The sequence below is a fragment of the Candidatus Poriferisocius sp. genome, from assembly GCF_965204145.1.
Lineage (GTDB): Bacteria > Actinomycetota > Acidimicrobiia > Acidimicrobiales > Bin134 > Poriferisocius.
Genome location: NZ_OZ241977.1, coordinates 1,901,926 through 1,924,069, shown reverse-complemented (window position 1 = coordinate 1,924,069; position 22,144 = coordinate 1,901,926). Strand labels below are relative to the sequence as shown.

Sequence of the window (22,144 nt, the reverse complement as noted above, 5' to 3'; positions counted from 1 at the left end):
GGAGAGTCTATGAACTTCGGGACCACTAAGGTTCTGCGGGTGCGGCTGGCCACTTGGAATGTGAACTCCCTGAACGCCCGCATGCCCCGAGTACAGGAATGGCTGGAGCTGGCCGACCCCGATGTGCTGTGTATGCAGGAGACCAAGATGGCCGACGAGGCCTTTCCCGGCCTGGCCTTCGAGGCCATGGGTTATGAGTGGGCCCATCACGGCCAGGGAAGGTGGAACGGGGTGGCTATTTTGAGCCGGGTGGGGCTGGCCGACCCCGGCAACGGGTTCGCCGACGGCCGCGAGGACGACCCCGACGCCCGCATCGTGTGGGCCACGTGTGGGGGAGTGCGGGTGGCCAGCGCCTATATCCCCAACGGGCGGGAGTTGGGCCACGACCACTATCACTACAAGATCGATTGGCTGGGCCGGCTTCGAGCCCATCTGGAGGCCAATGCCGATGCCGGGGGACCGGTGGTGGTGGCCGGGGATTTCAACGTCGCCCCGGCCGACAACGACGTATGGGACATCGCCGCCTTCGAGGGGCTTACCCACGTGAGCGATCCCGAACGCGATGCGTTCGGCGCGGTGGCAGAGTGGGGCTTGGTCGATGTGTTCCGCCAGCGGTGGCCCCAAGACGGCCTGTACACCTTCTGGGACTACCAGGCGGGGCGGTTTCACAAGCGCCAGGGCATGCGCATCGACATGGTGATGGCCAGCGAGCCGCTGGCCCATCGGGTGACCACTGCGCTCATGGACCGCAACGCCCGCAAGGGGGAGAAGCCGTCGGACCACGCCCCGGTGGTGGTGGACTTCGACTGGGGCGAAGCCGCCAGGGACGGCTGAAACCGCGATGGTCTTTGCCGCCGAAACGGGAGGGTTCGACCTCCTGGTCTTTTGGGTGAACATCTTGGTGCTGGTGGCTGTTTCCCATCTCTTCGGTCTGGTGATGAGAAGGGTGGGGATGCCCTCGGTGGTGGGAGCGCTTCTGGCCGGTCTGGTGTTGGGGCCGTCGGTGTTCGGGGTGGTGTGGAAGTCGGGCTTCGAGTGGTTCTTGCCGGAGATCGGCCAAGGCGCGCAATGGACCCTGCTGGCCGCGGTCAGTTGGGTAGGGGTGGCTCTGCTGTTGGTGGTGACCGGGTTCGAGACCGACTTGGGGCTCATTTCCAAATTAGGGCGGCCAGCCCTTCTGGTCACCACCGGAAGCCTGGTGGTGCCGTTGATCGGGGGCATCGTGGTCGGCCTGTTGCTGCCCTCGCTCTTCTTGGGCGAGGATGCCGAACGGCTCACGTTCACGCTGTTCGTGGCCCTGGCGCTCGCCGTGTCGTCTTTGGCGGTTGTAGCCAAGATCCTCAGCGAACTGGGCCTGATGCGCCGGGACTTCGGCCAGATCACCGTGGCCGCGGGTATGGCCAACGATGTGGTTGGCTGGATCTTGTTGGGCGTGTTCACCGGCTTGGCCACCTCAGGCGGAGTGTCGGCTGGACAGGTGTTGGCCACGCTGGGGGGGATTGCGGCCTTCGGGGTGTTGGCACTGACTGTGGGCCAGCGGCTGGTGGATCTGCTGCTGCGGCAGGTGCGGCGCACCGGGGGCAGCCTGGCCGCAGCACTGGCCGTGGCCATAGTGACCATGCTGGGATTCGGAGTGGCCACTGAGTGGCTGAAGGTGGAAGCGGTGTTGGGGGCGTTTGTTGCCGGGGTGGTGCTGCACCGGTCCCGGTTCCAGCACGAGGACGTTATTCACCACCTGGAGGGTCTGACCAACGCTCTGTTCGCGCCGGTTTTCTTCGCCACCGCCGGCTTGCAGGTAGATCTCCGCTTGTTGAACAACGCCGAGGCCCTTTGGTGGGCCTTGATCGTGCTCGCGGTGGCTATCGTCTTCAAGTTTGCCGGGGCTTACGGCGGTGCCCGCCTCGCTGGCCGCACTCACCGGGCGGGACTGGCCTTGGGTGCCGGACTGAACGCCCGGGGGACGCTGGAGATCGTCATCGCCACGGTGGGTTTGAGCGTCGGGGTGTTCAGCCCCACTGCCTTCTCGGTAATCGTGCTGGTGCCGGTGCTCACTTCGCTGTTCGCCTCGGCCACGTTGCGAGGGGTGGTGAACAACTGGCAGGGCACTCCCGATGAGCAAGAGCGGTTGGGCCGGGAGCAGGCGCTGAGCCGCAATCTGGTGGTGCGAACCTCCCGGCTCCTGCTGCCCAGCCGGGGCGGCCCGGAGTCCATCGCCGCCGCCCAGGTTCTGCACTTCGCCTGGCCGATTGAAGCCGGGGCCACCGTGCTCACGGTCGCCCACCGTGATGCCGAAGTGGACATCACGCCACTGCGCAACGTGCTGCACGACCGGGCCCTAGAGCACCGGCGGGTGCGCGGAGAAGATCCGGTGCGAGCCATAATCGACGAGAGTCGGCTGGGGTTCGGCGTTATCGGGCTGGGTGCTCAGGACTACGCCGACACCATGCAGGTGATCTCGCCCCTGGTAGACGGGGTCTTGTCAGAGAGCCCCATTCCGGTGGTGGTGGTGCGCCGGGCGAGAAACCTGGACCGGCCTTTGCCGGGGGCGTACAGCCGGGCGGTGGTGCCGGTCACCGGCAGCCCGGTGTCGCGGGCCGCCCAAGAGGTGGCCTTCAACCTCAGCGCCCAACTCGGCACCGAGCTGCACCTCACCCACGTCAACACCGTTCGGAGCGAGCCCGCAGGGCTGCCGTCTCTGTTCAGCCGCCGGATGACTGCCCGCAGCGGCTCCGTCGTCGGTGTGCAGGTGGTGGCCCAAGCCGAGTCGCTCGCCGTTGAACTGGGGGCGACAACCCAGACGGTGGTCATGGACGGCACCTCGCCGGCCGATGAGATTTTGAGCCTGGCCCGGGATATAGAGGCCGATCTGGTGGTAATGGGCGCCAACCTCCGCCGTGTCGGCGACCGCCCGTTCTTGGGCCATCGGGTGGAGCAGGTGCTCCGGGATTGCGACGCCACCGTGGTGGTGGTGCTCATTCCGTTCGACCTCTAGCCCGCGGAGGGTTCAGCTCAGAGGGCGCTGAGGATGTCGTTCAGATAGGGCGAGGGGGAGCGGGCTGATGTCCGGTCTCCGAAGGCCCGCTCGGAGGCCCAGTGGCAGTGCAACTCGCGCTCGGCCCTTGTGATGGCTACGTAGAGCAGCCGCCGCTCTTCAGCGATCTCGGCTGGCGTCTGGGCTCGGCTGATGGGCACCAGGCCCTGCTCCATTCCGGCCAGGTGGACGATGGGCCACTCCAGACCCTTGGCCGCATGGAACGTGGCCACGTCTACTGCGTCGGCGCCGCTGGCCGGGGCTGATCCGGTGCCGCCTTCGGTGCGGTGGGAGTCGATGCGAACTCGACAGGGGATCTGTGCTCTGCCCAGAGCATTGGCCAGCTTGGCGGTTTGGGCGTTGGTGCGGGCTAGCACGGCCATCGACGACCACGCCGTCTCGGGGCTCTTGGCGTCGCGCAGTGCTCGGGCGATGGTGGTTGCCTCGTCGAAATCGTCGGCATGGGTGCTCACCGTCGGTCGGGGACCGTTCAGGTTGTGGGACGTCAATATGGCCGCCCCCGCCGGCAAGACTGCCCGGCCCGCGGCCAGAATCTGGGGAGTGGAGCGGTAGTTGTCCACCAGATCGAGCACCTCGGCGCCGGGGAACCAGTGGGCGAACCGCTCGATGTAGTCGGAATCCGCTCCGTTCCAACTGTAGATCGCCTGGTTGGGGTCGCCCACCGCGCACAGGTCATTGGGATCCCCCAGCCAGGCCCGGAGCAAGTCGAACTGGAGCCGGTTCACATCCTGGAATTCGTCGATGAACAGGTGCCGGTAGCTCCATCGGCGGGCCTCGGCGTAGTCGGCGTCGTCGGTGAGGTCCCGCAGAGCCAATATGAGCAGATCGTCGAAGTCCACCACCCTCCGCTTGGTCTTCTCGGCCTCGTATCGCTGATAGAGGTCGACAATCGCGGCGTGGCCCAAGGCTGGCCACCGGCGGAGACTGGCAGCCGCCTCGGGGTAGCCGTCGGGGGTGATGCGCCGGGCCTTGGCCCACTCGATCTCGGTCATCGCATCCTGAACTTCGGCTTTGGCCAGCCGCATCCCGACTTGCTTTGCCACTCGGGCCACAATGCCTCGCTTGTCCTGCACAAGATCCGGGGGCCGGATCCCCTTCTCGGCCCAGCGGGTGCGCAACTGGGCGAACGCCGCGCTGTGGAAGGTGCCCGCGCTCACCGAATCCCTCAGCCCCAGCCCGGCCAGGCGGTCTCGCAGTTCGTTTGCCGCCTTGCGGGTAAATGTGAGCGCCAGCGTGCGCTTGGGGTCGATGGCGCCGACGTCAGCCTGGTGGGCAATTCGGCGGGTGAGCACCCTGGTCTTGCCCGTGCCCGCCCCAGCCCGGATGCACAGCGGAGTGCCTGGTGCGCTCACCGCAGCCCTCTGCCGCTCGTTCAGCCCGTCCATGAGCCCTTCCAGCACGGTCACCACACCAAACTACCGGCGGATGTGACAATTGCATTCGGCCAGGTCAAGGGGCTTCATTCTTGTGGGAGGATGGCGGGGATGGTTGCGGTGTCGCGGGAGCGGTTTGAGGCTTTGGTGGCGCAGGCGCTGGATGAGATACCCGATGATCTGGCCGAGCTGATGGAGAACGTGGCGGTGCTGGTGGAGGATGAGGGCGACGACCCCGACATATGGGGACTGTATGACGGGGTGCCGCTCACGGATCGGGTCGACTATGGCGGGGGAGAGATGGTGCTGCCCGACCGCATCTACATCTACCGGCTGCCGATCTGCGAGGGGTGCGACACCGAGGCCGAGGTGGTGGAGCAGGTGGGAATCACCGTTATCCACGAGGTGGCTCACCACTTCGGTATCGAAGACGACCGCCTCGATGAGCTCGGCTGGTCTTGACCAAGGTAGTCAGGGAAAACGCGGGTACTGTCCCAGCGGTGGAGAGATCGGGAGGCAGCATGGGACCGCTCAAAGGCATTCGCGTAGTGGAGATCGCCGGGATCGGGCCCGGGCCGTTCGCCGCCATGATGCTGGCCGACTTGGGGGCCGACGTGGTTCGGGTGGACCGGGCCGACCGGGTCCGCGACGAGGTTCCCGCAACCCCCCATCCCGATTTGTTGAACCGGGGCCGGCGCAGCTTGGGCATCGACCTCAAGAACCCCGACGGGGCCGAAGCCGTGCTCAAGCTGGTGGAGGGCGCCGACGGGCTGATCGAGGGTTTCCGTCCCGGGGTGGCCGAGCGCCTGGGCATCGGCCCCGACGCCTGCCTCGCCCGCAACCCGAAGCTGGTGTACGGGCGCATGACCGGATGGGGCCAAGACGGCCCGTACGCGTCCATGGCCGGCCACGACATCAACTACATCGCGCTGTCGGGCGTGCTGGGGGCGATCGGCCGGGAGGGTGAGGCGCCGGTGCCCCCGGTGAATCTGGCCGGCGACTTCGGCGGGGGAGGGATGCTGTTGGCCCTCGGGATGCTGGCCGGAATGCTGGAGGCCCGCACCTCGGGCCAGGGCCAAGTGGTTGACGCCTCCATGGTGGAGGGTTCTGCCCTGCTGATCACCATGATCTATGGCATGCAGGCCATGGGGGCATGGGGGCCGAGGGGCACCAACCTGCTGGACACCGGCGCCTGGTTCTACGACGTCTACGAGTGCGCCGACGGCGAGTACATCTCGCTGGGCTCGCTGGAGCCGCAGTTCTTCGCCGAGATGGTGGACAAGGTGGGCATCGACCGCGACGGGATCGACCAGAACGACCGCTCAACATGGCCGGAGATGCGAACCCGCCTGACCGCGGCGATCAAAGCCAAGACCCGTGACGAGTGGTGCGAGATCCTCGACGGCTCCGACGCTTGCTTCGCGCCGGTTCTCAGCCTGGCCGAGGCCCCGAAGCATCCCCACAACATTGCTCGAGGCACGTTTGTAGAGGTGGGCGGCGCTGTGCAGCCCGGTCCGGCGCCCCGCTTCAGCCGCACCCCCGCCCAGATCGCCCGCCCCGCCCCCAATCCCGGCCAGCACACCGCCGAGGTGCTGGGCGACTGGGGATTCGCCCCCGCTGAGGTGGCGGCGCTGAGGGAATCGGGTGCCGTCAGATAATGGCCACCATGGTGAACTTCCATGCCCATCCCGATGACGAGGCCATTGCCACCTCGGGCACCATGATGAAGGCGGCCGACGACGGCCACCGGGTGGTGCTGGTGGTGGCCACCAAGGGTGAGCAGGGCGAACCGGTGCCCGGGACGCTGAGCCCGGGCGAATCACTGGGGGAGCGTCGGGAGGCCGAGACTCTGGAGGCGGCCCGGATCATCGGCGCCCACCGGGTGGAGTTCCTGGGCTACGAAGACTCGGGGATGGCCGGCGACGAGGCCAACAACAATCCCGCCAGCTTCTGGCAGGCCGACTTCGACGAGGCCGTGGAGCGACTGAGGCGCATCTTGGAGGAGGAGTCCGCCGACGTGCTCACCGTGTACGACGATCACGGCGGCTATGGCCATCCCGACCACATCCAGGTACACCGGGTGGGGGTGGAGGCGGCCCGCCATGCCGGAATCGAGAAGGTGTTCCACGCCACCATGAACCGAACCCAGATACTGCGGCAGATGGCTGAGGTGGAGTCGTTCGCCGAGGCGATGGAGGACATCGATATCGAACGTGCCGAGCGGATGAGGGAGGAGGAGTTCGGCACCGATGAGGCCGACATCACCCACGCGGTGGACGTAGGTGCCTACCTGGAGCGCAAGCGGGCGGCCATGTTGGCCCACACCAGTCAGATCACCGCTGACTCCTTTTTCGGCAGCATGACCGACGAGCAGTTCGCCGACGCCTTCGGCACCGAGTGGTTTGTGGCCCCCGGTCCTCCGCGCACCGGCGACTTCGCCACCGACTTGTTCAGGTGAGCGCAGGTTCGGGCCTGTTGGCCGCGTCGCTGGCTGGCTTCCACGACTGGTTCTCCTGGGTGGTGATGTTGGCCAACGCCGCCGCCGGGGGGTGGGCTCTGGGCGCCCACTTTCGGCCGCGGTTGCGGGGCTGGCCGTTGTGGGCGTTCATCGCCGCGGCCCAAGGGACCATCTTTGCCCAGGTGATCGTGGGCGTGGTACTGGAAAACCGCTCGGGGGCCGATCCCGGAGACCTGCACCGCCTATATGGCTTCGCGGCCATCGCCGCGGTGGCCATTGTCTACGCCTACCGAATGCAGCTCGCCCACCGACGCGAGCTTCTCTATGCCGGTGGCAGCTTCTTTCTGGCCGGTCTGGCCATCCGGGCCATGATCCTCAGCTAGCCGGGGACCATGAGCAGAGTTAGAGGTTTACGACGGGGCAGGTGAGGGTCCTCGTGATGCCGTCCACCATCTGGATCTGGCTCACCACCAGGCGACCCAGCTGATCCATGGATTCAGCCTCGGCCTTGGCGATTACATCGTACGGGCCGGTCATGATCTCAGAGATCACCACACCATCGATCTCGCGGATGGCCTCGGCTACCTGACGGGCCTTGTCCATTTCGGTTTGGATCAGAACATAAGAGCTGACACCCACGTGACTACACCTCCGGTTGGTTATCCCGCATCGTAACCAAAGATCGGCTCCGGTGGGATAGCGGGCTTGACCCGGCGCAATGATGTAGGCCTATGAACCGCGCCCCGGACAACCCGTATCTGGCCCGTTCCTCCTACGGCATCGCCCACGGACGGTGCGACCAGCAGGACAACGTGCCCTGGCGAGGGCCAGAGGGCCCCACCGAGGCTCTCGACGAGGCCACCGACCTCCAGTACGCCTGGCTCGGCCCGGGCCACTTCGGCCACCTGACCTCGGGGCACTATCCCGACGGCCGCCGGGTGGTGTGGAGCAACGGCCGCCAGAACATCGCCAAGCTCGACTACGAGACGCTTGAGCTGCTGGCCGACCATGAGATCGTCGGCGGAGAGGGGCGCACCCCCGTAGTCGAGTTGGAGGAATATCTCCGGGGTTTTGACGAGAAGGACGGCTGGGAAGCCGTCGAACACGCCATCGAGATGTCCATGAAGTTCATGACCGGCATCGACGGGGTCTATGCGCTGCTCGACTGCGACCACACCCTGTTCCTTGGCCGCAAGGACCACGCGGTGGCCTATGTGGAGACCGATCCGTCTGATCCGGCGTCGCCCATTGTGGAGCGGGACCGGTGGAACAAGCCCGACCACATCGAGGGTTTCTTCGTGGGGATGAACATGACCTTCGACGGCAAGCTGGTGATGTCCACCGACCATGGATGGGTCGTCGTCCTCGAGCGCGACTTCAGCGCCTACCACGCGCTCCAGCTCTCCGGCGGGGCTGAGGTCGCTGCGGAGTACTGTGCCCGGCGAGCAGCGGAGCGGGGCAATACGGGTTACGGCTGGGTCCGCACCAGCATTTGTGTGGACAGCGACAACGGCATCTACGTGTCGTCCAACGACCACCACCACAAGCTGCGCTGGACGGGAGCCGAGCTCACCGATGATCCCGCTTACGGCTGCTGGACCGTGCCCTACCGCAACGGTGGCGGCTGCGGTTCGGGAACAACGCCCTCGCTGATGGGCTTCGGCCCCGACGAGGACAAGTTCGTGGTGATCGGCGACGGCGACGACGTTGTCAACATCACGCTGTTGTGGCGGGACGAGATTCCCGATAGCTGGGAGCAGCTGCCCAATGCGCCGGACCGCCGCATCGCCGGCATCGGGCCGGCCAACATGGGCGACCCTGACCTGGCTGAGATCAAGACCGAACAGTCCATTACTGTGGCGGGCTACGGTGCCATGACGGTGAACAACGAGCCGGCCTCGATCCCCGATGGCTTTCCCGCCCAGGCTGCTCGGATGCTGTGCTTCATGCTCGGTCACAAGCCGGAATACCAGCCCCACGGTCTCCACAAGTACGAATGGGACCCGGTGGCCCGAGAGCTGAAGGAGGCGTGGGTCAACCTCGACATATCGTCCCCGAACTCGGTTCCCTTTGTGGCCGAGGAGAGCGGGCTGGTCTACACCTGCGGGGTCCGCGACGGCCGCTGGACAATCGAGGCTGCCGACTGGGCCACCGGGGAGTCGCGGTTCCACTACCTGCTGGGGGGCTCCAAGTTCAACACCATCGGCGCGGGGGTGACCGTGGACGACGACGGCCGGCTGTTGTTCGGCTCGATGTACGGCAAGACCCGCGTCCTGCGAGGTCCGGGCTGAGAACACTCCGCTAGCGTGCCGAACATGGCGACGGTGCTGGTGACCGGGGGCGCGGGCTACATCGGCAGCCACACCTGCGTCGCCCTGCTAGAGGCTGGCTACGAGGTGGCGGTGCTGGACAACTTGGCCAACTCTTCGGCTGCCGCCATCGACGCGGTCGCCGAAATCACTGGACGCCACCCACGCCTCGAAATCGCTGACTGCCGAGACGAGTCCGCGCTGGAAAAAGTGATGGCCGAGGTGCGCCCCGACGCGGTGCTGCACTTCGCGGGGCTCAAATCGGTGCCTGATTCGGTGGCCGATCCGCTTCGGTACTACCGCCACAACCTGGAGTCAGCCGCCGTGCTGCTGAGGGTGATGGACCAGAGCGGTGTGCGCCGGATCGTGTTCTCGTCTTCGGCCATGGTTTATGGCACGCCGGACGAGTTGCCGTTGTCGGAGATGGCGACAACCCGTCCGGCCAACCCCTACGGCTGGACCAAGCTGATCATCGAGCAGATGATCGCCGATATCGTTCAAGCTGACGCCCGTTGGTCGGCGGCCTTGTTGCGCTACTTCAACCCAGTGGGCGCCCATCCCAGCGGCCTGATCGGGGAGGATCCCGAGGGCGTTCCCGGCAACCTGATGCCCTATCTGCTTCAGGTGGCGGTAGGCCGGCGCCCCAATCTGCCGCTGTACGGGACCGACTATCCCACCCCCGACGGCACGGCGCGGCGCGACTATATCCACGTCATGGATTTGGCCGCCGGCCACCTGGCTGCTCTAGAGCGCTTGGGGTCCCCTGTCGGCCAAGTGCAGGCCTACAACCTGGGCACCGGCCGGGCGGCCTCGGTTCTTGAGGTCATCGCCGCGATGCGGGAAGCCACCGGCCACCCCTTGCCCTATGAGGAGCTCGACCGACGCCCCGGCGATGTTCCCGAGTTGCAGGCCGACCCCGGTAAGGCCCGCCGCGAATTGGGCTGGTCAGCCACGAGAACTCTGGCGGACATGTGTCGAGACGGCTGGGCCTGGCAGTCGACCAATCCGCAGGGTTTTCGGAGCGGCTAGAGCATCGCCTGTATGCCCAGCGAGGCGTACCCCTGCTCCTCGTAGTTCTGGCGGAACAGGTCGCGCAGCCTAACGGCGGCCTCGTCGTAGGCCTCGGGGTCACTCCATGTGTTGCGGGGATTCAGCACCTCGTCGGGGACTCCGGGGCACGAGATCGGGATTCGCAGCCCCAGAATGGGGAGCCTGACGGTTTCCACAGTGTCCAGATCGCCGTCGAGGGCGGCGTCGAGCAGCGTCCGGGTATGGGCGATGGACATGCGATCTCCCACCCCATAGGGCCCACCCGACCAGCCGGTGTTCAACAGGATGCAGCGGGCGGAATGGGCATCCATGCGGTGGGCCAGCAGTTCGGCGTACACCGACGGCTTGTGCGACATGAACGGCGCGCCGAAACAGGCGCTGAAAGTGGCTTGAGGCTCCACCACGCCCACCTCGGTGCCGGCCAGCTTGGCGGTGAAGCCCATCACGAAGTGGTACATCACTTCGTCGCGGTCGAGGATCGACACCGGGGGCAGCACGCCGAAGGCGTCGGCGGTCAACAGCACAATGGTGCGGGGGTGGGGCCCCTGGGCTCCCGGGGCCACGTCGGGATTGCAGTCCAGCGGATACGCGAATCGGGTGTTCTCAGTGATGGAGTTGTCGGTGAGGTCGAGCTCTTGGGGGTCGGTATCGGCCAGTTCCCTGCCGGGCAGGGGAGGCACGTTCTCGATCAGGGTGCCCCCCATCGACAGGGCGGCGGCGATCACCGGTTCGGCTTGCTTGTTCAGGTCGATGAGTTTGGCGTAGCAGCCGTCTTCGAAGTTGGCGATGCCCGACTCGGTCCACACATGCTCGTCATCGCCGATCAGGCTGCGGTCGGGATCGGCCGACAGAGTGGTCTTCCCAGTGCCGGAAAGTCCGAACAAGATGGCGCTGTTGCCGTCGTGGCCCACGTTGGCCGAGCAGTGCATGGTGAGCTGCTTGGCGTCGGGCAGCACGAAGTTCATCACCGTGAACATGGTCTTTTTGACCACGCCGCAGTAGTCGGCCCGCCCGAGCACCAGCCCCAGCCGATTGCGCAGATCCATGATGACGGCCCGATCGGTGCGGGTGCCGTCGCGGTCGGGATCGCACCTGAAGCTGGGCACGTTGATCATGGTCCAGCCGACCGACTCGCGGTCGGCGTCGTCGCGCACTTCCTTGGGGAACATGATGTTGGCGAAGTAGGCGTGGGTGGCGTACTCGCTGACCAGCCGGTAGGGGATGGCGAACTCCGGATCCCAACCGCAAAACACATCGGCGGTGTACAGCGTGGCCTGCTTCTTGTTGAGGTGGTCAAGAACCCGCTCGAGCAGGGCCGGGAAGCGGTCGGCGTCGAACTTGTTGAAGTCCGACTTCCACCACACGTCGTCCACCACTTCGGGCCAGGCCACCGCAAAGGTGTCCTGCACGGGACGTCCGGTACACGACGGGTCGGAGTAGAAGATCAGCGGTCCGTCGGCCCCTAGCGCAGTGGCGAACGCCTTCTGGGCGTGCTCGTCCCCATTGATCTGGGTGCGGCCCCGGTCTCCGGCGACGGCCGCGGCGAACAGCTCATCCTGGGTTAGCCCGGCCCGAACATCCACCGAGTCCAAGCCGAAGCGGACGCGGAGCTGCTCGGCGACCGAGCCGCTCACGCGGGCTCCGCGTCGCCAGCCGCGGTGAGGAACGATGGGGTGCCCATGTCCACCTCTGAGCCCAATCGCAGGCGGGTGGCCTGCCCTTCTGCGAGGTCGAACAGCACCCGCTGCCCTTGGCGCAGCATCCGGAACACCGATCCCTCCAGCGCATCGGAGGCCAAGTCGAACTCAGCCAAGTCGGTGTCGCGCACAACAACGCCCAGACCGGTTGCGGGATCGTATGCCTTGATCACACCCTGCACGGGGACTCTTTCTGACAGTGACCGGGAGTAGTGGCAGGGTAACGGCTGGTCATAACGGTTCGCGAGTCGGGAAGCTTGAACTCACTACCATCGCGAGTCATGACGGCAGACCGACTGGGGGCTGAGGGGTTGCGGGCTGCGATGGAGCGGTACCGAGACGTCCTCGGCATGCACCGAGACGTCATCAACCAGCTCAACGTGTACCCGGTTCCCGATGGGGACACCGGTACCAATATGGCGCTCACTCTGGAAACGGTGGTCACCGAGGTGTCTGCGGCTGGGGAGGGGATGAGCGAGGTTTGCCGCGCCATCAGCCATGGTTCGCTGATGGGGGCGCGGGGCAACTCCGGTGTGATCCTTTCACAGATTTTGCGGGGGCTGGCCGAGACGGTGGCCACCGCCGGCCATGTCGACCCGCCGGTGTTGGCCGGGGCGCTGCAAAAGGCTTCGGCCGCGGCCGACGAGGCGGTGTCCGCCCCGGTGGAGGGCACCATTCTGACGGTGGTGCGGGATGTGGCCATCGCCGCCTCTGAGGCGGTTGAGGTGGGCGTCGACGGCCTCATCCAAATGGTGGAGGGATGCCAGCGGGCTGGGCGGGCCTCGTTGGATCGCACGCCTGAGCTGCTGCCCCAGTTGGCCCGGGCCAATGTGGTGGACGCCGGGGGAGCGGGGTTTCTGCTGTTCTTGGATGCGCTGGCCACCGCGATGGACGGCCGGCCGCTGCCCGACCCGCCGCCGGTGGACCCAACCGCGGGGGTGGGCGCGGCGGTGGCCGGGGCCGATGACCCCCATGGCGCCGTAGACGACGTCGACGGCACGCGCTATGAGGTGATGTTCTTCTTGGAGGCCGAGGACAGCCGAATCGGCGAATTCCGCTCCGCTTGGGAGGCCCTGGGCGACTCCATCGTGGTGGTGGGCGGCGATGGCCTGTGGAACTGCCATATCCACAGCAACGACATCGGCGGCAGCATCGAGGCGGGCATCGGCGTCGGCCGCCCGTTCGACATACGGGTGACCGACTTGTTCGAGCAGGTGGAACACGTGGAGTCGCTGGTCGAGGCCGAGATCGGCGGGACGGTCACCACGGTGGCCGGTGAGCCGGTTCGCACCGCGGTGGTGGCCGTGTCGGTGGGGGCCGGAGTGCGCCGCATCTTCGAGTCGCTCGGGGTCCGTGCCGTCATCGCCGGAGGGCAGACCATGAATCCCTCCACTGAGCATTTCGTGCAGGCGGTCGAGCAGCTCGATGCCACCGAAATCGTGCTGTTGCCCAACAACAAGAACATTGTGCCGGTTGCCGAGCGAGTGGACGGCTGCACTGATGCCGCTGTGCGGGTCGTGCCCACCCGGGGGATCGCCGAAGGGCTGGCCGCCCTGATGGCCTACGACCCTTCGGCCAGTGCTGATCAGAACCTCTCGGCCATGGCTGAGGCCGCCGAAGACGTCGCAACCGGCGAGGTCACCCAAGCGGTGCGCGACACCGAGAGCGAGTTGGGATCCATTGTTGCCGGCCAGTGGCTGGGACTGGATCGCCAGGGGCTGCGGGTGGTGGCCCCGAGCGCGGCTCAGGCGGCCACCGGGCTCCTGGACGAGATCATCGACGACAGCCATGAGCTGATCACGGTTATCTCCGGCGCCGACGCCACGGCCGCGGATGTCGACGAAGTGCTGGCTTGGCTCGCGGAGCAGCATCCCGAAGTCGAGGTGGAGGTCCACGAGGGCAACCAACCGCTCTATCCGTTCTATTTCGGGGTGGAATGACCGACATCCACCGGCCTGCGCTCACCATGGCCGACTTCCACAAGATGAACGTGGAAGTGCTGAGCGGAGTGGGACCGGCCAAGGCCAAGGCGCTGGCCTCAGTCGAGGTGGAATCGGTACTGGATCTGCTGACCTACTACCCCCGCCGTTACATCGACCGGACGAACCGGGCAGCCATCTCAGACCTGGAAGACGGCGTGGAGGCCATGGTGATGGCCCGGGTGGACAGCGTGTTCTCCAAGAGGCTCCGAGGCAGCCGAACGATGGTCAGGGTGACGGTCAGCGATGACACGGGCCGTTTGGGCCTGATCTTCTTCAACCAGCCTTGGCGGGATCGCCAGTTGTCCCAGGACCAAGAGGTGGTGGTGTTCGGGAAGCTGGACCGGTATCGGGGCCAGAACCAGATGACCAATCCCATCGTCGACCTGGTGGGAGACGAGACCGGGCGCATCGTGCCGGTGTACCCCCAGTCGGGCAAGGCCGGGCTCCAAACCCGGGAGCTCAGGCGGTGGGTGGACGAGGCCTTGCGGCGATCCGAGCAGCGGGGGATCAGCGATCCGGTTCCCGAGTCGCTGCGGCAGCGTCACGGATTGATCGGCCGCCATCAGGCCATCGAGGGCATCCATCGCCCCGACTCCATGGATGCCCAGTACACCGCCCGCGATCGGCTGGTGTTCGACGAACTGCTCCGCCTTCAACTCAAGCTCATCATGCGCAAGCGGGCCGTGGAGCGGGCCGCATTCGGAATCTGCCACGACACCAGCGGAGAGCTCGTGCACCGGTTCACCACTTCGCTTGGGTTTCCCCTCACCGGTGCCCAGCGCCGGGTGATCGCCGAAGTGGTGGCCGACATGGCCCGTCCGGTGCCCATGCACCGTCTCTTGCAGGGCGATGTGGGGGCGGGCAAGACCGTGGTCGCGGTGGCCGCGATGCTCACTGCGGTCCAAGGCCAGCACCAGGGCGCGCTGATGGCCCCCACCGAGGTGCTGGCCACCCAGCACTTCTTGGGAATTCGCTCCCTGCTGGAAGATCTGGCAGTGCCCGCATCTGGAACGCTCTTGGCCGAGCGGCCCCTGAAGGTTGCCCTGCTCACCAATCAAACGCCGGGCGCCGAGCGAACCCGCATCCAGGAGTCCTTGGCCTCTGGGGCCATCGACATCGTGATCGGCACCCATGCCCTCATCCAGGAGGGGGTGGAATTCTCCTCGCTGGGAGTGGTTGTGGTGGACGAGCAGCACCGCTTCGGCGTGGAGCAGCGGGCCGCCTTGCGGGCCAAGGGCTCGCAAGCAGCCTCTCCCGACGTGCTGGTCATGACGGCCACGCCCATCCCCCGAACCGCGGCCATGACGGTGTACGGCGACCTGGACGTGTCCACACTCGACGAGATGCCCCCCGGGCGAACCCCGATTGCCACCCGTTGGGCTCGGACCGAGGATGAAGAGGCCGAGGTCTGGGAGCAGGTCAGAGCCGAGGTGGGAAAGGGCCGCCAGGCGTATGTGGTATGCCCGCTGATCGAGGAGTCAGACAGCATCGAGGCCCGCTCCGTCACCGAGACGTACGAGCGCCTGCAAGCCGATGAGCTGGCCGGTCTGCGAGTCGGTTTGCTCCACGGCCGGCTCACCCCAGCGGAGAAGGAGTCGGTAATGGACCTGTTCCGAAGCGGGGTCATAGATGTGCTGGTCGCCACCACCGTGATCGAAGTGGGGGTGGATGTGCCCAACGCCACCATCATGGTGATTGTGGACGCCGATCGGTTTGGAATAGCGCAGCTTCACCAGCTCAGAGGCCGAGTGGGGCGGGGCGACCAGGAATCCTTTTGCTGTCTGCTGGCTGTCGATGCAGTGGGGGTCGCCGCAGAGCGGCTTCGGGCCTTGGTGGACACTACTGATGGGTTTGAGCTGGCCGAGGCCGATTTGGAGCTGCGGGGAGAGGGCACCATCTTGGGCGAGCGCCAGAAAGGCAGGAACGACTTGCAGCTGGCCTCCCTTCGCCGGGACAAGGATTGGGTGGCATGGGCCCGCCAGGCCGCCGGGGAGATGCTTGATGACGACCCCGATCTGCAACTGCACTCGGAGCTGCGCGCCGAAGTGGAGATGTTGCTGGTGGACGACGATGCCGACTACCTGATGAAGAGCTGACATCCTCGGGGGCACTGTGCTGGAAATCGTGCGAATGGGATTGGAGCGGCGAGATCGGATCGCAGAGATCTGGGCAGGCGCCTTTGAACAGGACCCGTTGATGAGGTGGGTGTTTCCCGATGATGCTGTCCGTTTGAATTCCCTGGCGCGCTGGTGGGGGTTCTCCCTCGACCATCAGCCGCCCGGCTCAGAGCTGCATGGCACCCGGATCGATGGTTGTGTGGCCTACTGGCAGCCCCCTCAAGACCAGAAAGACTCGTCGACGGGGTCCGAAGAGGTTGATCGAGGGGAATCAGAAGGCCGAAAGGCGTTCGTCGCCATGATGACCGACCTCTTGGGGGATCTGGCTCCGTCTCGGATGGAGGCTTTGGGCCAGATGCACCAGGCCCGTCTCCCTGAGCCCCACTGGTACTTGGCGGTGCTGGGCACGTCTCCCGACCAGCAGAGCCGGGGACACGGAGGCAGGGTTCTGGCCCCGATGCTGGATCGCTGCGACCGGACGGGCCAGTTGGCGTATCTGGAATCCAGCAACCCGGCCAACGTGGGCTTCTATCGCCGTCATGGCTTTGAGCCGGTCGGCGAGTTCGTGCTGGGTGACGGGGTGCTGATCACTCCCATGGCTCGAGAACCACGCCCTCCACAACAACGATGACGCTTCGGATTATCGCCGGGGAGGCCCGGGGCCGGCGGTTGAGCACCCCGGAGGGCATGGAGGTGCGGCCCACCACCAGCAGGGTTCGAGAAGCGGTGTTCAACTCGCTGCACAGCCAGGGCCGTCTGGCAGGCGCCGATGTGCTGGACCTGTTCGCCGGTTCGGGGGCGCTGGGGCTGGAAGCCGTGTCGCGCGGAGCGGCCTCGGCCACCTTCGTGGAGTCGGCTTTGCCGGCGCTGGCCGCGCTGAGGGCCAACATCGACGCCATCGGGTTCAACGACCGCTGTCGGGTGGTGCCCGGCGATGTCATGGAGGAGCTGCCCCGACTGGACGGTGACTATGACGTGGCGCTGTGCGATCCTCCCTATGGGTTCGACGATTGGCCGGAACTGCTCTCCCGGCTCCCCGCCAACGTGGTGATGGCCGAGTCCGATCAGGCCGTGGAACCCGGACCCGGCTGGGATGTCATCAAACAGCGGCGCTACGCGGGTACCGTTGTGGTGATCGCCAGCCGGCGATAGCAACGAGAGACCCCAGGAGACTTCTTCGTGACGCGTGTCCTGTTCCCCGGATCATTCGATCCCATCCACAACGGGCATATGGAGATTGTGGAGACCGCGTCGCGATTATTCGAAGAGGTGATCGTGGCTGCGGTCGCCAACCCGCAGAAGACCCCCCTGTTCGATCTGGATGAGCGCGAGGCGATGTTGGAGGAGTGCTTCGCCCACCTGCCCAATGTGCGGACCACCATGTTCGCCAGTCTGGTGGTGGATCTGGCCACCGGGGAGGGCGTCGACTTCATCGTGAAGGGCCTCAGGGCGGTATCCGATTTCGAGAACGAGCTTCAGATGGCCCAGATGAACCAGGCCGTCTCCGGGGTCCACACGCTGTTCATCCCCTCCGCCAGCAAGCACTCGTTTCTGGCTTCCAAGCTGATTCGCGAGCTCGCCCGCTTCGGCCAACAGATCGACTCCATGGTCCCACCACCGGTGGCCAAACGACTCTTGGAGAGGTATCGAGATGGCTGACAAACGACTCATCAAGAGGTATCGAGATGACTGACATCGACCCCAACACAACTGCAACCCACCAAACCGCCGCGGGGACGTTTGTGGACCCGGAGTTCGATCTGCTGTTGCGCCGAGCCATCGAAATGGTCGACGCAGCCCGGCCCATGCCGCTGTCGGCTTCGTCCATGATCAACAAAGAGGAAGTCCTCGAGCTTCTTCAGAACTGCCTGAACCGCCTTCCCGAAGAGATGCGGGCCGCCCGCTGGCTCCTCAAAGAGCGCGAGGACTTCCTGAAGAGGGTCCATCGGGAGGGCGACGAGATCTTGGTGGCCGCCCGATCCCAGGCCGAGGCTATGGTGCAGCGCACGGAGGTGGTCAAAGCGGCCGAGCAGCGGGCCCGGCGAATGGTGGAGGAGGCCGAAGCCACCGCTCGCCGGCTGCGCCTGGAGACCGAGGACTATTGCGACACCAAGCTGGGCAGCTTCGAGAACGCCCTCGAGCGAATTCTGAACACCGTCAAAGAGGCTAGGACCCGGTTGCAGGGCGACCCGCTGGCCGATCTAGTCCGGGCGTATGGTCCCGAGCCTGAGCCTGAGCCCGACGACGGTTTCTTCGATCAAGACACCGTGGGCTGAGCCGCAGGAGGAGGCGCCATGTCGAGCGAACTGCTCGTGCCGGTAGCGGAATTGCTGCGTCGCCCCGGCTCGCAACGCGAGCTTTCGATCCAGGTCGATGTCGAGGGTCTGTCCACTTCTGATGCCGCGGTTCACGGGCCGGTCGATCTCCAACTCCATCTGGAATCGGTGGTCAGCGGACTGGAGGTAACCGGCTCGCTGTCGGCAGGATGGCGCGGTTCGTGCCGCCGTTGTTTGGAGCCCATTGAGCAGTCGGTACAGCAGGATCTTCGGGAGATGTTCAGCGGGGCCCCCTCCGATGAAGAGACCTATCCGATTCAAGACGGCGAAGCAGACCTGACTCCCATGGTCCGCGACTGCCTCGTATTGGCCCTGCCCATCGCACCGCTGTGCTCGGAGGACTGCGTGGGGCCGGCTCCTGATGCCTATCCCATGAACCAGCCTGAGCCATCTGCTGAAGACCGCCCCAAAGATCCCCGATGGGCTGCGTTAGACGCGCTGCGCACCGGGCAGTAGATTTAACCGCCGCGTCAACGCCGTTTTCGTTGGCAGCGGGCACTCGACTTTCCCTCCAGAGTTAGGCAGCGTTCGATGGCTGTACCGAAGAAGAAGACATCCAAAGCCAAGGGCCGCAGCCGCCGCGCCGCGGCCTGGCGAGTGTCCGCGCCGGCACTGAGCACATGCCCCCGCTGCGGATCGTTCAAACGTCCGCACCGAGTGTGCAGCGTGTGCGGCTGGTACGCCGGGCGTGAAGCGGTTGAAGTGGCCTGAGCCGCCACTCACCGCCATTTGAAGGGCGTGAATTGACATCGCTTCCCGTTGCCGTCGATGCAATGGGGGGTGACGATGCTCCCCAGTCGGTGGTGGCTGGTGTCCGAATCGCCGCCGAGCAGGGCATTCCCGTGTTGTTGGTGGGGCAGCCCGAGGGGTTGTCCGAGGCTGGCGACTTCGAGGTGATTCCGGCATCGCAGGTGATCGCCATGGGAGCTGAGGCGGCTTCCAGCGTTCGGAAGATGAAGGATTCCTCTGTTGTTCGGGCGGCCGAAGCCGTCCGAGACGGCCGGGCCGCTGCCATGGTCAGCGCCGGAAATACCGGAGCGGCCATGGCGGCATCCTTGCTCAGGATGGGCCGAATCCGAGGAGTCTCTCGGCCGGCCATCGCCACCCCTATCATTGTTCCCGGCCGGGCCTGGCCCAATGTGCTGCTGGACTCGGGGGCCAACACCGAGTGCCAAGCCGAGTGGTTGGTGCAGTTCGCCCAGATGGGTGCGGTGTACTGCCGCGATCGCTGGGGGGTCGAAGAGCCCCGAGTCGGTCTTTTGTCCAACGGGGAGGAGGCAGGCAAGGGATCGCCCCTGGTCAAGGAGGCATTCGATCTGTTGGGGGACGGGGCTTGGCAAGCCAGGACAGGTGCGGTATTCGCAGGCAATGTCGAAGGGCGAGACCTGCTGGAAGACCTGGTGGACGTGATCGTCACTGACGGCTTCACCGGGAATGTGGCCCTCAAGACTGCCGAAGGGGTGGCTAAACAGCTGATCGGCGCGCTGTTGGAAGCGTTCGATTCCTCGGAGGAGGCCCGACAGGGCGCCCACCTGCTGGCCCCGGCGCTGGCGCCCCTTTATGAGGAGTTCAACCCCGATTCGGTCGGTGGCGCCATCCTGCTCGGGGTGGGCGGCGTCAGCATCATCAGTCATGGGGCTTCGTCGCCGAGAGCGCTGGCCAACGCCATACAAGTGGCTCATGAACTGGCTGAACGCGACACCGTGGGCTCATTGCGCCGGGTTCTGTCCTCTGAATAGGGATTCCCTTTGTCCTCGGTGGGTAGGAAGGGCAACAAGCTGGCGTATACTTTCCAGGCGCCGTGTTGCTGAGCTGCCCCGGAGATGACGTGCCATCCGAAACTCATGTCGAGCAGAGTCCGCTGGATCGCGACGGGGTCTTGACCCTCGTCACTGAGTGTTTGGCGGACATCTTGGAGATCTCTCCCGACCGGATCACCGAGGGGCAGGCCTTTGCCGACGATCTCGACGCTGATTCTCTTGCCCTCATCGAGCTGGTGGAGACCTTGGAAGAGGAATTGAGCGAACGGACTGTCGGCTTCAGCATCGACGACGAAGACTTGGAGGATCTCAAGACGGTTCGAGATGCCGTCGACTATGTACACGGCCGTCTGAGCCGAAGCTCCTGACTGCCGACCCCGACCTCGTTGCTCTAGCCGATCGCCTCGGCTACCAGTTCACCCAGCCCAGCCTGCTGGTCGAGGCGCTTACCCATCGATCCTGGTGTGCCGACCACCTCGGGGCTTCCTCCAACGAGCGGCTGGAGTTCTTGGGCGATGCCGTTTTGGCCCTCGTAGTGACCGATCACATCTACGCCGCCTATCCGGAGATGGCCGAGGGCCAATTGGCCCCCCTGCGGGCTGAAGTGGTGCGAGCGGAGACGCTGGCTGACCTGGCTGCCGAGCTTCAGCTGGGCAAGGCCCTTCGCCTGGGACGCGGTGAAGAGGCGTCGGGGGGACGGGAAAAGCAATCGATCCTCTCCGATGCCATGGAGGCGGTGATCGGGGCGGTCTATCTGGATGCTCCCTGGGAGATTCTCATCGAACTGGTCCGGAGATGGCTGGCTGATCGCATTGCCATGGCTTCTCAAGGTCCGGGTATCCGAGATTTCAAGACCAGATTGCAGGAGTACTGCGCTCGCAGTGGTTTCAAAGCGCCAGAGTACCGCCTGTCTGAGAGGGGCCCCGATCACGCCAAGCAATTCCTGGCGATTGTGCATTTGGACGGCGAGGAGCGAGGTCGGGGCGAGGGTCGGTCCAAGAAGCAGGCTGAGCAGGCCGCGGCCGCCTCCGCATGGCAGACCCTGGACTCAGAGGCGATGGCCTATACCGTCGGAGCAGCCCCATGATTTCAGAAGCACGAGTAGGAGCCATCAGATGATCGCATTGCCGGAAATCGAGACCATCCGCCGGGATCTGGACAGGGAACTGTCCGGTCTGCGCATCAAGTCAGTGGAGGTCATGGATACGGGGTATGCCAAGCGGTCGGGGGGCGTGAAGAAGTTCGTGAATCGGCTGGAGAAGATGAAGATCACCAACGTGCGCCGTCGGGGGCTGTTCTTGATCGTGGGGCTGGACAGCGAGGACGTGGTGGTGGCCCACCTGGGCTCTGGCGGCCAGCTGCGCCGTCACGCCAACCGGGACGAGGTCGAACCCAACACCATGGTGTCAATCACGTTCACAAAGAGCGGGCAGCTTCGGCTGGTGGATGGCGCCGGTGATGCCGAGATGTTCTTGGTCAATGCCGAGAAGCTGGTTGAAGAAGTCCCCGAGCTCGATGGACTGGGCATTGATCCTCTGGATCAGCCGGTTCCCTGGCGGATGTTCGGCGAGATTCTCCTGGCTCAAGACGCCAAGCTGAAGGCAGTCCTGACCGATGACCGCGTGGTAGTCGGGCTGGGGGAGTTGTACTCCGACGAGATTCTGTTTGCGGCTGGCTTGCGGTTCGATCGGCTGCCGAACTCGCTGGGACCCCAGGAGGTCAGGCGGTTGCACCGGGCGATGGTGGAGACCCTTCATGATGCAGCCAAGCATCGGGGAGCCACGCTGGAGGATGGCTTCTACGTTGATGTTCACGGTCAGCCAGGCGGCTATGAGGAGTATCTCAACGTGTTCAAGCAGTCGGGGCAGAAGGGGCGACCCTGTCCCCGTTGCCACCGTCCCATCCAGAAATACCGCTTCCGCCGGCGCTGGACGTACTACTGCGAGCAGTGCCAGATCTGACCTCCGACGAGCATTTGGGCAAGTAGTTCCACAAATCGCGACCCTCCGA

At 65.5% G+C, this 22,144-nt stretch carries 24 protein-coding genes; 20 read left to right on the top strand and 4 right to left on the bottom strand.

The annotated features are described in order from the left end of the window. The first annotated feature begins 9 nt into the window (after positions 1-9). Positions 10-834, top strand: coding sequence for an exodeoxyribonuclease III (locus ACOGI7_RS08925; RefSeq protein WP_419848408.1), 825 nt, complete (start codon positions 10-12; stop codon positions 832-834). Positions 835-841: 7 nt separating this feature from the next. Continuing rightward, a complete protein-coding gene (locus ACOGI7_RS08920) occupies positions 842-2,992 on the top strand; it encodes a cation:proton antiporter (RefSeq protein ID WP_419848407.1) in 2,151 nt (716 codons plus the stop codon). A 17-nt stretch (positions 2,993-3,009) separates the two neighbouring features. Here the strand turns inward: ACOGI7_RS08920 and ACOGI7_RS08915 are convergent, their stop codons facing one another. Beyond that, positions 3,010-4,458, bottom strand: coding sequence for an ATP-dependent helicase (locus ACOGI7_RS08915; RefSeq protein ID WP_419848406.1), 1,449 nt, complete (start codon positions 4,456-4,458; stop codon positions 3,010-3,012). Positions 4,459-4,536: 78 nt separating this feature from the next. Here ACOGI7_RS08915 and ACOGI7_RS08910 point away from each other — a divergent pair, with 78 nt between their 5' ends. From ACOGI7_RS08910 to ACOGI7_RS08895, 4 genes are read left to right on the top strand one after another with little or no spacing between them, the layout of a single operon-like run. Next, positions 4,537-4,887, top strand: a complete 351-nt coding sequence (locus ACOGI7_RS08910) for a metallopeptidase family protein (protein ID WP_419848405.1) — start codon at positions 4,537-4,539, stop codon at positions 4,885-4,887. A gap of 59 nt (positions 4,888-4,946) precedes the next feature. Continuing rightward, positions 4,947-6,083, top strand: a complete 1,137-nt coding sequence (locus tag ACOGI7_RS08905) for a CaiB/BaiF CoA transferase family protein (protein ID WP_419851490.1) — start codon at positions 4,947-4,949, stop codon at positions 6,081-6,083. Beyond that, positions 6,083-6,883 carry a PIG-L family deacetylase gene (locus tag ACOGI7_RS08900; RefSeq protein ID WP_419848404.1) on the top strand — a complete coding sequence of 267 codons (801 nt, stop codon included), beginning with the start codon at positions 6,083-6,085 and terminating at the stop codon, positions 6,881-6,883. The genes ACOGI7_RS08905 and ACOGI7_RS08900 overlap by 1 nt, the downstream gene beginning before the upstream one ends. Continuing rightward, a complete protein-coding gene (locus tag ACOGI7_RS08895) occupies positions 6,880-7,266 on the top strand; it encodes a hypothetical protein (RefSeq protein ID WP_419848403.1) in 387 nt (128 codons plus the stop codon). The genes ACOGI7_RS08900 and ACOGI7_RS08895 overlap by 4 nt, the downstream gene beginning before the upstream one ends. Positions 7,267-7,285: 19 nt before the next feature. Here ACOGI7_RS08895 and ACOGI7_RS08890 read toward each other — a convergent pair whose 3' ends face one another. Beyond that, on the bottom strand, positions 7,286-7,522 hold the full coding sequence (locus tag ACOGI7_RS08890; RefSeq protein WP_419847051.1) for an Lrp/AsnC family transcriptional regulator: 237 nt from the start codon (positions 7,520-7,522) through the stop codon (positions 7,286-7,288). 92 nt (positions 7,523-7,614) lie between these two features. On the opposite strand from ACOGI7_RS08890, the gene ACOGI7_RS08885 reads away from it, so the two are divergent. Both ACOGI7_RS08885 and galE read left to right on the top strand, forming a co-directional pair. After that, a complete protein-coding gene (locus ACOGI7_RS08885; protein WP_419848402.1) occupies positions 7,615-9,174 on the top strand; it encodes a hypothetical protein in 1,560 nt (519 codons plus the stop codon). 24 nt (positions 9,175-9,198) lie between these two features. Next, a complete protein-coding gene (gene galE / locus ACOGI7_RS08880; RefSeq protein WP_419848401.1) occupies positions 9,199-10,221 on the top strand; it encodes a UDP-glucose 4-epimerase GalE in 1,023 nt (340 codons plus the stop codon). On the opposite strand, the gene ACOGI7_RS08875 is transcribed toward galE, so the two are convergent. Continuing rightward, a complete protein-coding gene (locus ACOGI7_RS08875) occupies positions 10,218-11,876 on the bottom strand; it encodes a phosphoenolpyruvate carboxykinase (ATP) (protein WP_419848400.1) in 1,659 nt (552 codons plus the stop codon). The genes galE and ACOGI7_RS08875 overlap by 4 nt on opposite strands. After that, positions 11,873-12,112 carry a hypothetical protein gene (locus ACOGI7_RS08870; protein ID WP_419848399.1) on the bottom strand — a complete coding sequence of 80 codons (240 nt, stop codon included), beginning with the start codon at positions 12,110-12,112 and terminating at the stop codon, positions 11,873-11,875. The genes ACOGI7_RS08875 and ACOGI7_RS08870 overlap by 4 nt, the downstream gene beginning before the upstream one ends. 108 nt (positions 12,113-12,220) lie before the next feature. Between ACOGI7_RS08870 and ACOGI7_RS08865 the strand changes: the two genes are divergently transcribed. The 12 genes from ACOGI7_RS08865 to ACOGI7_RS08810 all read left to right on the top strand — a co-directional run bounded on the left by ACOGI7_RS08865 (position 12,221) and on the right by ACOGI7_RS08810 (position 22,095). Beyond that, the gene (locus ACOGI7_RS08865) at positions 12,221-13,879 is read left to right on the top strand and encodes a DAK2 domain-containing protein (RefSeq protein ID WP_419848398.1); all 1,659 of its coding nucleotides are present in this window, start codon (positions 12,221-12,223) and stop codon (positions 13,877-13,879) included. After that, on the top strand, positions 13,876-16,017 hold the full coding sequence (gene recG / locus ACOGI7_RS08860; RefSeq protein ID WP_419848397.1) for an ATP-dependent DNA helicase RecG: 2,142 nt from the start codon (positions 13,876-13,878) through the stop codon (positions 16,015-16,017). Before ACOGI7_RS08865 ends, recG begins: the two co-directional genes overlap by 4 nt. 16 nt (positions 16,018-16,033) lie before the next feature. Continuing rightward, positions 16,034-16,669: a GNAT family N-acetyltransferase gene (locus ACOGI7_RS08855; protein WP_419848396.1), complete on the top strand. Its 636-nt coding sequence runs from the start codon at positions 16,034-16,036 to the stop codon at positions 16,667-16,669. Further along, positions 16,666-17,190, top strand: coding sequence for a 16S rRNA (guanine(966)-N(2))-methyltransferase RsmD (rsmD, locus tag ACOGI7_RS08850; RefSeq protein ID WP_419848395.1), 525 nt, complete (start codon positions 16,666-16,668; stop codon positions 17,188-17,190). Before ACOGI7_RS08855 ends, rsmD begins: the two co-directional genes overlap by 4 nt. 27 nt (positions 17,191-17,217) lie before the next feature. Continuing rightward, complete coding sequence (coaD, locus tag ACOGI7_RS08845; RefSeq protein ID WP_419848394.1) at positions 17,218-17,697, top strand: pantetheine-phosphate adenylyltransferase; 480 nt, start codon at positions 17,218-17,220, stop codon at positions 17,695-17,697. A 26-nt stretch (positions 17,698-17,723) separates the two neighbouring features. Continuing rightward, positions 17,724-18,314: a hypothetical protein gene (locus ACOGI7_RS08840; protein ID WP_419848393.1), complete on the top strand. Its 591-nt coding sequence runs from the start codon at positions 17,724-17,726 to the stop codon at positions 18,312-18,314. 18 nt (positions 18,315-18,332) lie between these two features. Continuing rightward, entirely contained in the window at positions 18,333-18,830 is a 498-nt protein-coding gene (locus ACOGI7_RS08835) for a YceD family protein (RefSeq protein ID WP_419848392.1), read from the top strand. Positions 18,831-18,905: 75 nt separating this feature from the next. After that, positions 18,906-19,085, top strand: a complete 180-nt coding sequence (gene rpmF / locus ACOGI7_RS08830; protein ID WP_419848391.1) for a 50S ribosomal protein L32 — start codon at positions 18,906-18,908, stop codon at positions 19,083-19,085. Positions 19,086-19,117: 32 nt separating this feature from the next. After that, the gene (gene plsX / locus ACOGI7_RS08825) at positions 19,118-20,113 is read left to right on the top strand and encodes a phosphate acyltransferase PlsX (protein ID WP_419848390.1); all 996 of its coding nucleotides are present in this window, start codon (positions 19,118-19,120) and stop codon (positions 20,111-20,113) included. Between the two features lie 89 nt (positions 20,114-20,202). Further along, positions 20,203-20,502, top strand: coding sequence for a phosphopantetheine-binding protein (locus tag ACOGI7_RS08820; protein WP_419848389.1), 300 nt, complete (start codon positions 20,203-20,205; stop codon positions 20,500-20,502). Continuing rightward, entirely contained in the window at positions 20,391-21,221 is an 831-nt protein-coding gene (gene rnc / locus ACOGI7_RS08815) for a ribonuclease III (RefSeq protein WP_419851489.1), read from the top strand. Before ACOGI7_RS08820 ends, rnc begins: the two co-directional genes overlap by 112 nt. 28 nt (positions 21,222-21,249) lie before the next feature. Continuing rightward, positions 21,250-22,095: an Fpg/Nei family DNA glycosylase gene (locus ACOGI7_RS08810; protein ID WP_419848388.1), complete on the top strand. Its 846-nt coding sequence runs from the start codon at positions 21,250-21,252 to the stop codon at positions 22,093-22,095. The last annotated feature ends 49 nt before the right edge of the window (positions 22,096-22,144 follow it).

Bases quoted from the DNA above. Each gene is read 5' to 3' on its own strand.
- ACOGI7_RS08925 (WP_419848408.1), top strand. From the start codon at position 10: ATGAACTTCGGGACCACTAAGGTTCTGCGGGTGCGGCTGGCCACTTGG.
- ACOGI7_RS08920 (WP_419848407.1), top strand. From the start codon at position 842: ATGGTCTTTGCCGCCGAAACGGGAGGGTTCGACCTCCTGGTCTTTTGG.
- ACOGI7_RS08910 (WP_419848405.1), top strand. From the start codon at position 4,537: ATGGTTGCGGTGTCGCGGGAGCGGTTTGAGGCTTTGGTGGCGCAGGCG.
- ACOGI7_RS08905 (WP_419851490.1), top strand. From the start codon at position 4,947: ATGGGACCGCTCAAAGGCATTCGCGTAGTGGAGATCGCCGGGATCGGG.
- ACOGI7_RS08900 (WP_419848404.1), top strand. From the start codon at position 6,083: ATGGCCACCATGGTGAACTTCCATGCCCATCCCGATGACGAGGCCATT.
- ACOGI7_RS08885 (WP_419848402.1), top strand. From the start codon at position 7,615: ATGAACCGCGCCCCGGACAACCCGTATCTGGCCCGTTCCTCCTACGGC.
- galE (WP_419848401.1), top strand. From the start codon at position 9,199: ATGGCGACGGTGCTGGTGACCGGGGGCGCGGGCTACATCGGCAGCCAC.
- ACOGI7_RS08865 (WP_419848398.1), top strand. From the start codon at position 12,221: ATGACGGCAGACCGACTGGGGGCTGAGGGGTTGCGGGCTGCGATGGAG.
- recG (WP_419848397.1), top strand. From the start codon at position 13,876: ATGACCGACATCCACCGGCCTGCGCTCACCATGGCCGACTTCCACAAG.
- rsmD (WP_419848395.1), top strand. From the start codon at position 16,666: ATGACGCTTCGGATTATCGCCGGGGAGGCCCGGGGCCGGCGGTTGAGC.
- ACOGI7_RS08840 (WP_419848393.1), top strand. From the start codon at position 17,724: ATGACTGACATCGACCCCAACACAACTGCAACCCACCAAACCGCCGCG.
- ACOGI7_RS08835 (WP_419848392.1), top strand. From the start codon at position 18,333: ATGTCGAGCGAACTGCTCGTGCCGGTAGCGGAATTGCTGCGTCGCCCC.
- rpmF (WP_419848391.1), top strand. From the start codon at position 18,906: ATGGCTGTACCGAAGAAGAAGACATCCAAAGCCAAGGGCCGCAGCCGC.
- ACOGI7_RS08810 (WP_419848388.1), top strand. From the start codon at position 21,250: ATGATCGCATTGCCGGAAATCGAGACCATCCGCCGGGATCTGGACAGG.